This window comes from Pseudoalteromonas sp. CH_XMU1449-3 (assembly GCF_037027245.1).
GTDB classification, from domain to species: domain Bacteria; phylum Pseudomonadota; class Gammaproteobacteria; order Enterobacterales; family Alteromonadaceae; genus Pseudoalteromonas; species Pseudoalteromonas shioyasakiensis.
In genome coordinates this window covers 69,311-83,289 of sequence record NZ_JAYMDY010000006.1, presented here as the reverse complement: position 1 = coordinate 83,289, position 13,979 = coordinate 69,311, and the positions used below count along the sequence as shown (strand labels likewise).

Here is a 13,979-nt window from a genome sequence, read left to right as displayed (position 1 = left end):
CTCCTCCTACTGTGCAGTCCAACCGCCATCAATGGCGATTGCTTGGGCGGTAATATTGCGTGCTGCATCGGCCATTAAAAAGCTAACGGTATGCAGGATCTCATCTAAGCCGATAAATGCTTTTTTCGGCATCGGTGCTAACATAATTGTGTCGATCACTTGTTGCTCTGAAATGCCATGCTCTTTGGCTTGCGAGGCAATTTGTTGCTCCACAAGCGGTGTTTTTACATAGGCTGGGCACACAGTATTAATCGTGATGTTGGCATCACCCGTTTCGAGTGCCATGGTTTTAGCAAAGCCGATTAAGCCATGTTTTGCAGCGATATAAGCAGACTTATATTTAGACGCCACCATCGCATGAATTGAGCCAATATTAATGATGCGACCAAAATCTTGCTCACGCATGCGAGGGAGTACTGCCTTGGTCATCATCGCTGGGCCAACGAGCATAACTTGCTGTAAGAACTGCCACTTATCAGCCGGAAAATCTTCAAGCTTTGCCACGTGCTGAATACCCGCATTATTAATAAGTACATCAATTGGCTGATTAAGCTCAGTGAAAAACTGCTCTATTGCATCACAGTCTGCCACATTAAGTGCATACCCTTCGGCGCTACCACCTTGCTCAACAATGCCTGCTGCCGCTTGTTGTGCTGCTTGCTGATTTAAATCAGTCACAATAATAGTGTGACCTTGCATCGCCAGTTGCTGGGCAACATATAGACCAATACCACTGGCTGCACCGGTAATTAAAACTGTTTTGCTCATCGGGCTACTCCTCTAAAAACTCACTGATAAGCTGCGCTTTAGGGGCGATTGAGAAAATGCCATCAAGGTGTCCCCAACTCCCTTCAATTTCTGAAATCTCAACGTCTTTACCTGCCGCTTTCATGGTGTCAAACACAGTACGCATGTTTTCAGGGCGAAGAAGTAAGTCGTTCGTTGCGGGTAGTAATAATGTTTTGGCAGAGACATTTTTAAGCGCCGTTGTTAAATCACTTTGCATGCCAGCGGTAAATAGTTGTGATGCCCGGACCAAATAAAGTACATGGTTGGCATCTTGCGTTTTCGCTCGTGCCATTGCGCGCTGAGCGAGTACTTGGTTTAACTTAGGCAAGGTACGAATATCTTTTAATGCGCCTTCATCTAGTACATTAAAGTCAGGGAAGCTCGCGTTATAAATAATTGGATGCATCGCATCTTGCGTAATATTAAGCATGGTTGCTGCTAAGCCATCTAGCGGGCGCTCTTTGCCGTAGTAATTACCTTGCTGCCAATTTTTATCCAAACGAATTGGTAACGCCCATTTTTCAAGGGCCGCGACTGTCCATGCATCCATAGTTGCAGCGCCAATCACATGAATTAAACGCTCTACTTTATCTGGATAACGTGTTGCCCACTCAAGTGCTTGAAACGATCCCATTGATGCGCCCATCACAGCATGTAATTTAGTGATACCTAGGCTGTCGAGTAAGCGCTTTTGCACATTCACAAAGTCAGTAATCGTAACCACAGGAAAATCTAAACCATAAGGTTTGCCTGTTTTTGGATTAGTTGACGCAGGGCCTGTCGTAATTACATTTTCATCATGCCAGTTGGCATTCACTAAAGTATCTGAACTAATCACATAATATTTATTGGTATCGATAGCTTTACCTGGGCCGATAATCGCATCCCAATAACCCGGTAGGGCATCATCCGCTTTATATTTACCTGCGGCATGAGAAGTACCAGAGAAGTAATGGGTAATTAAAATCACGTTATCTTTATTGGCGTTTAGTTTTCCGTAACTTTCCCAGCCAATGTCCACTTGCTCTAAAGTCACACCAGACACAGTGGTAAAATCTTTTGTCGTAAAATGCTGTTTTTCCACCAGCATGGTGTCGGCTTTGTTGGCAGCGCCAAACGCAGTGCTACTAAATACAACCAGCCATAGCAAAATTATTAATTTGGTTTTCATTGCTGTTCCTTAAAAGATAATAAAGAGTCCAAGTGCCAAGGCGACACCGATAAGCGGAATAACCGCAGTGAGCGCTGCCATTGACCAATACGCTCGTTGATGCGTTTCTTTACAGATAGCGCGTATTGTAGTGACCACATAACCATTATGCGGCAAGGTATCGAGGGCTCCAGAACTAATTGCCACTACACGATGCAGTTGTTCAGGGTTGACACCCATGTCTAAATAACCTGGTGCGACAAGGGGTAATGCAATAGCTTGCCCGCCAGAAGCAGAACCAGTTAAACCAGCAATCACACTGACCGCAACAGCAGCACCAACCAACTCATTCCCCGGCATATGGGTCATCACATCGACAGCGGCGGTAAATGCTGGTGATACTTTCGCCACAGCGCCAAAGCCAACCACAGCAGCGGTATTACCGATTGCCACTAAAGCGCCAGTTGTACCAACATTAATGGCGTTACCCATATCGTGAAAATGTTTGAAGTTAATAATCACAATACTCAGTACACCACCAAGTAAGGCAACAATAAGCGCTGTTTGCTGTAGTACATCATGTAGCGTAAATGATAAAAGTAGCACCACGATTAGCGGGATCACACCCGTAATTGGATGCGGACGACGACGCTCAATAATGACAGGGTCATCATCACGCGCTTCAAAGGTCTCGCCGTTAGCAACGGCCTTTTTGATCATCTTGTTTAACCAAAAGTAACCTGCTGTCGCCATGAATATAGCCACCACTAAGCTCACTTCCCAAGCCGCATAGGGTGACGTACCAAGGTGTTTAACCGGGATCCAGTTTTGAATTTCTGGCGAGCCTGCCGAAGTCATGGTAAAGGTCACCGAACCAAATGCCAGCGTTGCTGGAATAAAGCGGCGCGGTAAGTTTGCATCTTTAAACAGACTTAATGCCATTGGATAGACAGAAAACGCAACAATAAAGACGCTCACGCCACCGTAGGTTAAAACTGCACAGGCAATCACAACCGCAAGAACGGCGTGCTTCATACCTAGTTTACCCACAATGTAGCTCGCAACACTGTCTGCAGCACCGGTGTCTTCCATGAACTTACCGAATAAAGAACCCAGTAAGAACATAAAGAACCATGCGCTTAAGAAGCCTGCAAAGCCATCCATATAGGCGTTAATAAAGTTTGTATCTGCCGATACAGGGAAAATGGCCATGCCACTACTAAGTGCAACTAACAGTGCACAGATTGGCGCAGCGATAAATAAATTTACCCCACGCAGCGTTAAAATGATCAGCAGTATTAAACCGCCTAACAGTCCTATCATGCTCAGCATAGACATTCCTATAATTATTGTTATTACACAGATGAGGTGACATCGGAATAATGCTTTCAGTCTTACCCTAAGCGTTAAAAAAATACATAACACTAAGGTACTATCTGCTTTAAAAATAGCTTAATTGCTTGATAAATAAAGGGCTGTGGCGGGTATAGCACTATGGTACTAATTCAATTTTTGCAACTATCTTCTACATTAACTGACAGGTGACACGGGCAAATCTTATTAAGTCTTCGGCAACATCAATGTGAGTGGCCATAAGACTAATGACAACAATAACAAGGAATACAACATGATAAAGCTTAACCCAAAAGTCGCGCCACTTACTCTGGCTGTATCACTTGCTTTGGCAGGTGTCAGTGCTCAAGCGGCAGAACAAGCCGAACCTGCAGCAAAAAAAGGTGAACTTGAACGTATTCAGGTAACAGCACGTAAAACTGTTGAAAACCTGCAAGAAGTTCCTGTTGCTGTAACCTCAGTGGGTGCTGAAGAACTGGCAGAAAATGGCATCGTCGTTATGACCGAAGTTCAACAGTTCTCGCCAAATACCACCCTGCAAGCAAGCCGTGGCACTAACTCTACAATTACCGCGTTTATTCGTGGTGTAGGTCAGCAAGATCCTCTTTGGGGGTATGAGCCAGGTGTAGGTATTTATATTGATGATGTTTATCTTGCTCGCCCTCAAGGTGCCGTGCTTGACCTTCTTGATGTGCAACAAATCGAAGTATTACGTGGTCCACAAGGGACGCTTTACGGTAAAAATACCATCGGTGGTGCCATTAAATACGTCACCAAAGAAATGAGCGGTGATGCTACCTTAAATATTCAAGGCACTGTAGGTAGCTATAACCAGAAAGATTTAAAAATCACTGGCCAATTACCGATTGTTGACGAAAAACTTTACGTTGGCTTTGGTTTTGCGACGCTTAACCGTGATGGCTTTGGCGAGTTTTTAACATCGGCTCTTGATAACCAAGACCGCGAAAACTACAACAAAGACGTAACAGCAGCACGCGTTACACTCGAATACACTCCGACTGACGACTTATTCTTCCGTTTCGCGTGGGATAAAACAGAAGACAAATCAAACGCAAAAGGTGGTTACCGTTTACTACCAAGTATTCTTACTGATGCGCCAGTTCCAGACAGCGTGTATGACTCTTACACCAGCTTACCAACATGGAATAAAGTTGAACTAGAAGGCTATAGCCTAACTGCTCGTTGGGATATGACTGACAGCACTAGCATTAAATATATTGGTTCAAGCCGTGAGAGCTACTCACCGACTAATATCGACTTTGATAACACGTCAATTCAAATTTTCGATGTACCTGCTATTTACGATGATGAACAAACCACTCATGAGTTACAGCTAAATCATCAAGGCGATAACTACAAATTGGTTTCGGGCCTTTACTACTATGATGGTGAATCTTGCGGTCAATTTGAGGCTATTTTAGGTATCTTAGGTCAAAGCTTAGGTGCCCCGGGTCTGACTCGTGAAGTAAGCGGCTGTAGTAACTCAAACAGTAAAGCAGCGTATATCCAAAGCTCAATTGATTTAACCGATAAATGGTCAATGACACTCGGCGCGCGTTACACCAAAGACAAAAAAGAAGCACAGGTTAACAATGGCCTAATCTTTGACATTGTTTATCCAGAATCAGGTTGGGTACCAGGTTACACTCGCCCAGAAGGCCAACTGGTTCCAACAGTACTCGATGATGAAGAAGAATGGTCACGCTTCACACCACGTGCAGGTGTTGAATACCAGTACAATCGTGACATCATGTTCTTTGCTAGTTACGCGCAAGGCTTTAAGTCAGGTACTTTCAACCCACGTGCAACCACTGCAGAGCCAGCAGCAAAACCAGAAATCGTTGATTCATTCGAAATCGGTATGAAGAGCGAGTGGAACAACAACTTACGTGCAAACGTCACTTTATTCACCCTTGACCATAAAGACCGTCAATACATTTCGGTATTACCGGGCGATAGCGCAGCAGATCTAAACCAACGTTTAGGTAACATTGGTGAGTCAACATCAGATGGTATTGAGCTTGAGCTTAACTATGTTGCAACAGAATCACTCAGCTTTGATGCATCAGTAGGTTACATCGATAGTAACTTCGATAACGTAATTGATTACGACCCAGAAACCGGTGAAGCATTCGATAAATCAGACCGCTTTACGGTATCAAACACACCTGATTTAACCTTTAACCTGGGTGCAACGTACCGTATGTACACAGAAATGGGTGACTTTGTTGTCAATGGTAACTACTACCACAGAGGCGACTACGCGCTATTCGAAGAAGATAGCCTATTAACGCAAGATGCTTACGGTATCTTTAATATGGGTATCACTTGGTACAGCACAGATGGTCACTGGACTGCAGGTCTTTACGGTAAAAACTTAACGGATGAAGAGTACATGATTGGTGGTTACCAATTCGTGGCACCTGATCCAACAGACCCAACAGATATCAGCAAATACACCCCAGGTTTAGGTGGTGATAATACCCTGATTGGTTACTACGGCGACCCTCGCACTGTAGCCTTCACTGTTGGTTACCGTTTCTAAAATAGAATCTAAATCCTTGTGTGAGAAAGGTTTGTCTGAAACTTCCCCTCAGGCAAACCTTGTTTCAAAGCGCAAAATCACTTATAACATAACGCATTGGAGAATCGAGGGAATGTCTTTAGCTGTGAACACCATAATCGCCGATGATCACCCGTTATTTAGAAGTGCGCTGCGTCAAGCTGCCGCGACATCAGTGCCAGAAGAACATATTAAAGAAACCAGTGACATTGATGGTTTGTTTGCACTGTTAAGCGCTCACCCTGAGATTGAACTAATATTTTTAGACCTTACGATCCCAGGTGCAAATGGCCTACAAGCCCTTTCGCAACTGCGTAACCATTACCCTGATATCTTAGTGATTATGGTCTCTGCCAATGAGACACCCGCCATAATCAAACAAGCGATGAGCCTTGGCGCTGCAGGCTATATTCCAAAGTCATCTTCTTTAGATGTCATCAGTGAAGCAATTAGCCATGTACTCAACGGCGACACTTGGTTACCACCTGAAGTAGATTTAACCGATGTGGTGATCAACGACGAACAAAGCGAATTTGCTCGTAACCTCGAAAAACTAACCCCACAGCAATACCGCGTACTAGCGATGATTGCCGACGGTTTATTGAATAAACAAATCGCCTTTGAAATGTCGATTCAAGAAACCACAATCAAACAACATGTGTCAGCGATTTTACGCAAACTCAATGTTTATAACCGCACCCAAGCAGGCATTTTGTTTAATCAGCTTTCGCAAGTTGGCAAAATCGAAGAAAGCTAATTTAAGCATTCACTCCCAGTTTTAAAACTCGCTTTCCCAGTAGTGGGAAAAGCTCACGTTCCAAAAAACAAAAAGTCATTATTTTTCAATACCTTAGTTTTTGGCGCAAAATTCGCCTTAGCTATTCCATGATTATTTAAATTTATCAGTATCATGGATTTAGACAGCACACTAAAACGCAAACCTCAGCAATCAAAAGCTAAAAAATGGCTTATGGCTGCAGCCATTGGCGTGTCGGCTCTTGGCGCTTTAATGGTGTATCAATGGGCGACACCCACTGTAGTTGCTGCAAGCCAACTGCAAATAGCAACCGTAGAACAAGCCGATTTTGTGGTAAAAATACGTGGCTTTGGTCGTTTAAAGCCAAAGTATCAACGTTATTTAACCAATACCGATACTGCAATGGTCGAAGCTATCCATGTTTACCCCGGCACTATCGTTAAAAAAGACACTGTGATTTTAAGCCTCGTCAACCCACAGCAAGCGCAGCGTTTATCGGTCGCTCGGTTAGAACTTGCTCGCCAAAAAGCCAGTGTTAATGAGCAAAGAATTAACCAACAAAGTGAGCTACTTGAGCGCCAAGCAAATCTCGCCATATTAAAAAGTGAGCTGCAAAGTGCAGAGCTTAGAGTCGATGCTGAAAGCAAACTGATCGAGCAAGGGATTGTTTCAAGCCTCGATTACAAACGAAGTATGCTAAACGTTGCACAGCTTACAGAGCGCGTAAGTATCGAGCAGCAACGCCTTGCACAGCTTAAAGAAATGCACTTACAACGTAGTAAAATACAGCAAGAACTATTAAGCCAATTTGAGCTTAATTATCAAGTTGAGCAACACGCTTTTGATCAGCTGCAAATAACGGCAGGTATCGATGGCATGCTGCAAGAGTTGAATGTTGAACTTGGCCAAAATCTCGTGCCCGGTACCCGCCTTGCGGTGGTTGGATCAAACAAAGCACTCAAAGCAGAGCTAAGCGTTAAGCAAGCAGATGCCGAAAAAGTGGCACTCAATATGGCAGCGAAAGTAAACACCTTTAGCCAAGCAGACCACAGTGAAGTTGATGCCAAAGTCACCCGAATTGACCCTATCGTTACCGATGGTCGAGTTATTATCGAACTTGATTTACAAGGCACACTGCCTGCTAATGCTCGACCCGATTTAAGCATTGAAGGCTATGTGGTTAGCAACATTATTCCCGATGCGTTAACCATTAACGTGCCGCAAAAAGCACAAGCAAATAGCGAAGCCACGCTGTTTAAACTTAATCCAAACACCCAGTTAGCAACGCCAACCAATATCGAATTTGGTACACTCAGTGACAATCAAATTCAACTTTTGAGCGGTGCCACCGTGGGCGAACAGCTGATCATTTCAGACCTTTCTAAATGGCAGCATTTGGCAACAATAAAAATCGAACAGGACAGTTTATGAAAACCAATACGCTTATCTCATTAAACAAAATCGCCAAAGTTTATCGCGGCCAAAATGTTGAAACCTATGCATTAAAAGACATCAGCCTGAATATTAACCAAGGTGACTATATCTGCATTAGCGGCCCATCTGGCTGTGGTAAATCGACGCTGCTGTCATTATTAGGCTTACTCGATAGCCCAACTGCTGGCGACTATTTCATTAAAGAAGTCGACACAAAAACCCTTGATATGGATCAGCAAGCTGAACTTAGAAACCTTCACATTGGTTTTATATTTCAGTCGTTTAACCTAATTGATGAATTATCGGTGTTTGACAACGTAGCACTGCCGCTCACATATCGAGAGCCAGCCATGAGCCCGAGCGAAATTGAGCTTGCGGTAAAACAGGCCCTTGATGAAGTTGAGATGGCCCACCGCTCTCAGCACAAACCAAATCAATTATCTGGTGGTCAGCAACAGCGTATTGCTATTGCCCGCGCACTGGCTGGCAAGCCAAGCATTTTATTGGTGGATGAGCCAACTGGTAACTTAGATTCAAAAAATGGTGATGCCGTCATGGACTTGCTTGATGAGCTGAATAAAAAAGGCACCACGATTTGCATGGTAACCCATGATTTACGTTATGCCGGACGTGCTAAAACGCAACTTAAATTGCTAGATGGTGAAATTGTTTCCTACTCTGAAGCACGCCAAGCACCTAGCAGCGACACTGCTGAGCAAGTACTCGAAAGCGCCGAGGTGATGTAATGAAATTAACCAAAACACGCGCCCAACTAAGCTTAGCGTGGGCATCATTAATGAATGCACCGGGCTTTGTGACAGCGGTTATCGCAACGCTTGCTTTAACTCTTGCCACCTTATTTGTGGTGCTTAGCCTTGTTAACAGCTACTTTTTAAAGCCCCTTGATGTATACGATGAAAGCCGCATGGTAGTGGTTGAGCAATCACTTACTTATGATGACTACGATGCCACCGGCTTTCAAAGCTATCAATCGATGGTGCATTGGCTTAAGCATAATCAAAGCTTTGAACAAAGTATGATGATCAATGCGGGTGAGCAAATCTTTGCAAACCTAGATGGCGAACCGAAAGAGCCTGTGCTGTATGTTGGCGGCAACTATTTTGACTTATTAAACACACCATTTTTAATGGGACAAGGTTTTGACCTTGGAGAAACGCTAGAAACACCTGATGACCGCGTTGTTATATCTGCCAATTTTTGGCGCAAGCATTACAACAGCGACCCGAACATTATTGGTAAAACACTCTCAGTCATGGCGGGTGAAACCGATTATGTTCACCGTATTGTCGGCGTTGTTGATGATTCATTCAGCCCACCTTATATGTTTAAAGCAAGTGATGTTGAAGTATGGTTTCCATCAAGTGCGGACCGTCGCTTCTTTCACAATGACGATTGGCAAAGCCCATGGACAAACACTTTTAAAAACCTAAAACTGATTGCAGTTTTAAAGCCAGGGGTCACCATAGACCAAGTTAAAGTCGATTTAAAACAACAAATTGATACGGTTAAATCAGAGTGGCTAAACAATGGTGGTATCACCGATGTAAAACCTGAAGTAACCTCGTATCGTGATGTTGAGCTGGGTAATAATGATGACTTAAGCTTAATGATGTTAGCTGGTGCAGTAGGGCTACTGATTATTGCAGTACTTAATGTAAGCACTTTGTTTTTCTCACGCGCTCTTGCTCAACATAAAACCCTCGCCTTGCAGGCGGTTTTAGGCGCTAAGCGCAGCACGTTATTTAAAAGTATCTTTTTACAGTCACTGATTTTAATGACCTTATCGGTAAGCATTGCGCTGTTTTTATCGGTATGGGGCATACGTTTATTTAAAGTATTGGCAGAAGGACGATTACCACTGGTTAACAGCTTGGCGGTTGATAGCACGTTGGTCATTGTTGCCATCATACTGTGTATTGCTCTTGCTTATATTTTCTCTGTAATTACAGCGCGTTTGGTAAATTACAAAACCCTAAATACGCAAATGCAGAACAGTGGTAAAGGCGGAGTTTCGCAGGTATCTGGCCGTACAGTGCGTATTTTAATTGGCTCACAAATGTTTGTTGCCGCGCTGCTTGTGAGTTTTTCGGTGATGGTAGTGAGTAAAGCCATGGGCACGATTAACCGCCCACTCGGCAGTGATACCGAAAACCTGTATTTTGCCAACCTGTTCCAGCCAAATAATCAGATGTCATTGGCTGAGCGCTACGAACATATGCTGCAATACAAGCAGGTTTTGCTTGATAGCCAAGGCATTGATGATGTTGCCCTGGGTCACAGCCCTGTTTCGCAAAGACAAAATGCCAACACCCTGACAGATGTAAACGGTAAAAGCTCAATTTTCTTCCCTAGTCAGTGGGTAGGGCCTGATTACTTTGCGTTAGTTAACACCAAAATTCTCGCTGGCCGCACCTTTAGCGAACAAGCTATACGTGGTGAAACCAACGAGATACTGGTATCAGTTAGCGTTGCAGAGAACTTATTACCAAGCCAAGACTATCGAAATATCATCGGCAAGAGCTACCAAGGTTTAGAAGAAAAGATGTATGAAGTGGTGGGTGTAACCGAAGACTTTAATCACCCTAAATACTACGATGAGTCGTTTGGTCGTCACATTTGGTGGCCAGCAACACCGTATAGCTACATGTTTACTATCAAAGCTTCTGAAGGCGTTAAGCTGACTAATAAACAAATACTTAATACGCTAAAAGAAAAGAACAGCGACTTAACCATGTGGCAATTTAATGACCTGCAACAAGAGTACGACAATTTACTGTATATGAGCCGACTGACCGTGGTTCTGTGTAGTACCTTAGCGCTATTTACTCTATTATTAGCAGCAATCGGTATTTTTGGGGTACTGAGCTACAACCTGGGTCTGCGCCGCTATGAGTTTGGTATTCGTATGGCATTAGGTGCGAAAAAAGCACGCTTATTCAAGCTGATGAGTGTTGAAGCTATTATCCCTGTGCTCATTGGTTTTGCGGTTGCTCTCGCCGCGGTAATAGTGGGTTTTTACATGTTACAAGGACAGCTAATGTCTTGGCTGATACTTGATGTAAGACTGCAATTACTCGCTTGGAGTATTACCTTATGTATTGCGCTATTCGCTTGCTTTAGACCTTTGGTTTTACTGCTTAAAGCAAAACCTATGGCCGCACTACGTAACGATTAACAGCACAAAATGGTGGCTTAAATTTAAGCCACCTCAACAGGATAATAAGAAAACATCATGGACAAAATCTTAGTCATAGACGATCAAGCTGATGTACGTCTGGCTGCTACTGTTGCATTACAACAATTAGGCTTACACTGCCTTGAGGCCGAAGGCCCTGAACATGCTTTTGAGTTATTAAAATCAGAGCACATTAGCCTGATTTTGCTTGATATGAACTACAAGCTCGACACGACCTCAGGTGAAGAAGGGTTACGCTTTTTAAAGCAACTAAATCAATTAGGTTCGACCATACCTGTCATTGTCATGACCGCATGGGCCAGCATTGATGTTGCCGTTAAAGCCATGCAATTAGGGGCTGTCGACTTTGTTGAAAAGCCATGGAATAACTTACGCTTAACCGCCGTTGTGCGACAACAACTCAAGCTCAAGCAAAGTAATCACGACAATGCTTGCTTAAAGGCGCTTACCAGTGACACACAAGCACATTACATAGCTCAATCAGAAGTCATGCAGCTGTTGCTTGCCAAAGCTGAGCGCGCAGCTAAAACCGATGCCAGCATTTTAATTACCGGCGAAAATGGCACTGGAAAAAGCTTATTGGCACATTATATCCACCAGCACTCGCTCAGAGCTGATAAACGCTGTGTAAGCGTGAATGTTGGCGCCATTGCCCCGACGCTATTCGAAAGCGAATTATTTGGCCATAAGAAAGGCTCTTTTACTGATGCCAAAGAAGACCGCCTAGGGCGTTTTGAAATTGCCGAAGGCGGCACCTTATTTTTAGATGAAATTGCGACTTTAAGCCTTGAGCTACAAAGTAAAATGCTCCGTGTGCTAGAAAGCAAAGAATTTGAAGTGCTAGGCTCAAGCCAAACCAAAACCGCCGATGTTCGCATTATTTCTGCTACCAATAGTGAATTAGCTACGGCCATTGAGCAGGGTGAATTCCGCCGTGACTTATTATTTAGACTCAATACCATTGAACTGCACATTCCACCGCTTCGCGACAGAAAAGACGACATAGCTCCCTTAGCTGAACACTTGTTGTTAGTGCATGGTAAAAAATATCAACGAGCGAATATGGCGCTCAGTGATGATGCCCTAAAGGCGCTAAAAAATTACAGTTGGCCTGGTAATATTCGTGAGCTAAGCCATTGTATTGAACGCGCGGTGATCATGAGCGATAACAACAATATTCAAGCCAATGACCTCATTTTAGATCAACCAAGTTGCGAGCAAACAAATAGCAATGCCGAACAGGCTTTGCCACTATTGCCCCTTGAAGAGCTTGAAAAACAGATGATTCAAAAAGCACTGCTGCAATTTAATGGCAATGTTATCGCCGCAGGAGAATTTTTAGGGTTAAGCAAATCGGCGATTTATCGTCGCATTGATAAACATCAGCTCGATTTAAAAGAAGTAGAACGCTAAATGAGTAACAAGCTGTCGTTAGAGCAGCGTATTCGACGCTATTTTTATATGCTTGTAGCGGTGCTATTAACGCTTGGTATTGCCCTTTCGCTCAGCTTAAAACTAGATTGGTTTGCCAGTATCAGCCTATTATTGCCGTTTATCGGGATAAGCGCTTTTGCTTTAATTAAAAGCTACCGTACGATCACCGATGTGGTTGAACGCTTTGGTCTGCAACTAGATGCACTGGCAAATGACGAAAGTAATAGTTGGCATTTAGCGTCTTATCAAAGTGGACGAGTCGCAGCGCTTAAGCAAGATTTTGCCAAGCTCAGCAATAAAATAGCCAAGAACAAACGCCATTATATGCAAACAGAAGAGTTTGTTTTTGAGTTTGCCAGCATGCTGGACTTACCCATCGTTATACTAGACCCCCATGGCTTAATTTACTTTAGTAATAAGGCGTTTATAAACAGTATTAGTCATCGCCGAATTGAAGGTAAGTCGGCCAGCGACTTAGGCATTGCTCTGCATGATGGCGAATGGCAACAAAACAGTGACTCACTGTTTAAACAACGCTTTAAAATCTCATCGCAGACTTTTTGGCGGACCGGCAGAAACTTTGAATTACTCACCTTCTTTTCAATTGAGCAACAGCTTCGCGATAATGAACAACTTGTTTGGCAACGGTTAATTCGCGTGTTAAATCATGAAGTACGTAACTCACTCACGCCGATTTATTCAATGAGTCAATCATTGCAAACCCTTAAGCGCCAAGGGCAAATTAGCAGTCACGATGATCTCGCCCAAGATATGCTGCAAGTTATAGAAAAGCGCGCTCAACACTTGCTTGATTTTGTAGCCAGTTACAGTGCGTTTGCAAAGCTACCACCCGCACAAAAGCAGGCAATCAGTAGCGAGCAATTAAACACACGTTTAAGTGCTATTTTTCCTGAACTAGTAATAAATAGCAGCGAAGAATTACATGTTAATGCCGACTTAGGCCAGCTAGAACAAGCGTTGATCAACCTGATAAAAAATGCCTTTGAAGCAGGCAGCAATTCTGCCCCTAGCCTCACTTGGTCAAGGCAAGGTGATAGCTTAAATATTGCAATTAGCGACCAAGGTTGTGGCATTCAAAACCCCGATAACTTGTTCGTGCCATTTTACTCAACCAAGGCAAATGGCACAGGTATAGGGCTTGTGATCACCCGAGAACTTGTGCGCAACCAAGGCTTTGAATTATCAATAAACTCAAAACCCCAGCAAGGCACAGAAGCTACAATTACGGTGCCCAGATAGC

Annotated in this window: 10 protein-coding genes; 7 read left to right on the top strand and 3 right to left on the bottom strand. The window is 43.6% G+C overall.

Annotated elements, in window-relative coordinates:
• Positions 1-6 precede the first annotated feature (6 nt).
• The 3 genes from WA256_RS09325 to WA256_RS09315 are packed head-to-tail and all read right to left on the bottom strand — an operon-like array spanning position 7 to position 3,271.
• Positions 7-768 (bottom strand): 3-hydroxybutyrate dehydrogenase, encoded by a 762-nt coding sequence (locus tag WA256_RS09325; protein WP_335990776.1) that lies wholly within the window; start codon positions 766-768, stop codon positions 7-9.
• 4 nt (positions 769-772) lie between these two features.
• Positions 773-1,960 carry an E22 family MetX-like putative esterase gene (locus WA256_RS09320; RefSeq protein ID WP_335990772.1) on the bottom strand — a complete coding sequence of 396 codons (1,188 nt, stop codon included), beginning with the start codon at positions 1,958-1,960 and terminating at the stop codon, positions 773-775.
• A 9-nt stretch (positions 1,961-1,969) separates the two neighbouring features.
• A complete protein-coding gene (locus WA256_RS09315; protein ID WP_054562937.1) occupies positions 1,970-3,271 on the bottom strand; it encodes a GntP family permease in 1,302 nt (433 codons plus the stop codon).
• 295 nt (positions 3,272-3,566) lie between these two features.
• On the opposite strand from WA256_RS09315, the gene WA256_RS09310 reads away from it, so the two are divergent.
• The 7 genes from WA256_RS09310 to WA256_RS09280 all read left to right on the top strand — a co-directional run bounded on the left by WA256_RS09310 (position 3,567) and on the right by WA256_RS09280 (position 13,978).
• A complete protein-coding gene (locus WA256_RS09310) occupies positions 3,567-5,858 on the top strand; it encodes a TonB-dependent receptor (protein WP_335990766.1) in 2,292 nt (763 codons plus the stop codon).
• Positions 5,859-5,970: 112 nt separating this feature from the next.
• Positions 5,971-6,633: a response regulator transcription factor gene (locus WA256_RS09305; RefSeq protein ID WP_054552322.1), complete on the top strand. Its 663-nt coding sequence runs from the start codon at positions 5,971-5,973 to the stop codon at positions 6,631-6,633.
• A gap of 153 nt (positions 6,634-6,786) precedes the next feature.
• Complete coding sequence (locus WA256_RS09300) at positions 6,787-8,064, top strand: efflux RND transporter periplasmic adaptor subunit (protein ID WP_335990762.1); 1,278 nt, start codon at positions 6,787-6,789, stop codon at positions 8,062-8,064.
• Entirely contained in the window at positions 8,061-8,813 is a 753-nt protein-coding gene (locus WA256_RS09295) for an ABC transporter ATP-binding protein (protein WP_335990760.1), read from the top strand. The genes WA256_RS09300 and WA256_RS09295 overlap by 4 nt, the downstream gene beginning before the upstream one ends.
• Positions 8,813-11,263, top strand: coding sequence for an ABC transporter permease (locus WA256_RS09290; protein ID WP_063529423.1), 2,451 nt, complete (start codon positions 8,813-8,815; stop codon positions 11,261-11,263). The genes WA256_RS09295 and WA256_RS09290 overlap by 1 nt, the downstream gene beginning before the upstream one ends.
• 57 nt (positions 11,264-11,320) lie before the next feature.
• Positions 11,321-12,697, top strand: a complete 1,377-nt coding sequence (locus WA256_RS09285; RefSeq protein WP_335990756.1) for a sigma-54-dependent transcriptional regulator — start codon at positions 11,321-11,323, stop codon at positions 12,695-12,697.
• Positions 12,698-13,978 carry a sensor histidine kinase gene (locus tag WA256_RS09280; RefSeq protein WP_335990753.1) on the top strand — a complete coding sequence of 427 codons (1,281 nt, stop codon included), beginning with the start codon at positions 12,698-12,700 and terminating at the stop codon, positions 13,976-13,978.
• Position 13,979: the final 1 nt, after the last annotated feature.

What these genes read in the sequence shown, in the direction of transcription:
- WA256_RS09325 (WP_335990776.1), bottom strand. Translation starts at nt 768, where the DNA reads ATGAGCAAAACAGTTTTAATTACCGGTGCAGCCAGTGGTATTGGTCTA.
- WA256_RS09320 (WP_335990772.1), bottom strand. Translation starts at nt 1,960, where the DNA reads ATGAAAACCAAATTAATAATTTTGCTATGGCTGGTTGTATTTAGTAGC.
- WA256_RS09315 (WP_054562937.1), bottom strand. Translation starts at nt 3,271, where the DNA reads ATGCTGAGCATGATAGGACTGTTAGGCGGTTTAATACTGCTGATCATT.
- WA256_RS09310 (WP_335990766.1), top strand. Translation starts at nt 3,567, where the DNA reads ATGATAAAGCTTAACCCAAAAGTCGCGCCACTTACTCTGGCTGTATCA.
- WA256_RS09305 (WP_054552322.1), top strand. Translation starts at nt 5,971, where the DNA reads ATGTCTTTAGCTGTGAACACCATAATCGCCGATGATCACCCGTTATTT.
- WA256_RS09300 (WP_335990762.1), top strand. Translation starts at nt 6,787, where the DNA reads ATGGATTTAGACAGCACACTAAAACGCAAACCTCAGCAATCAAAAGCT.
- WA256_RS09295 (WP_335990760.1), top strand. Translation starts at nt 8,061, where the DNA reads ATGAAAACCAATACGCTTATCTCATTAAACAAAATCGCCAAAGTTTAT.
- WA256_RS09290 (WP_063529423.1), top strand. Translation starts at nt 8,813, where the DNA reads ATGAAATTAACCAAAACACGCGCCCAACTAAGCTTAGCGTGGGCATCA.
- WA256_RS09285 (WP_335990756.1), top strand. Translation starts at nt 11,321, where the DNA reads ATGGACAAAATCTTAGTCATAGACGATCAAGCTGATGTACGTCTGGCT.
- WA256_RS09280 (WP_335990753.1), top strand. Translation starts at nt 12,698, where the DNA reads ATGAGTAACAAGCTGTCGTTAGAGCAGCGTATTCGACGCTATTTTTAT.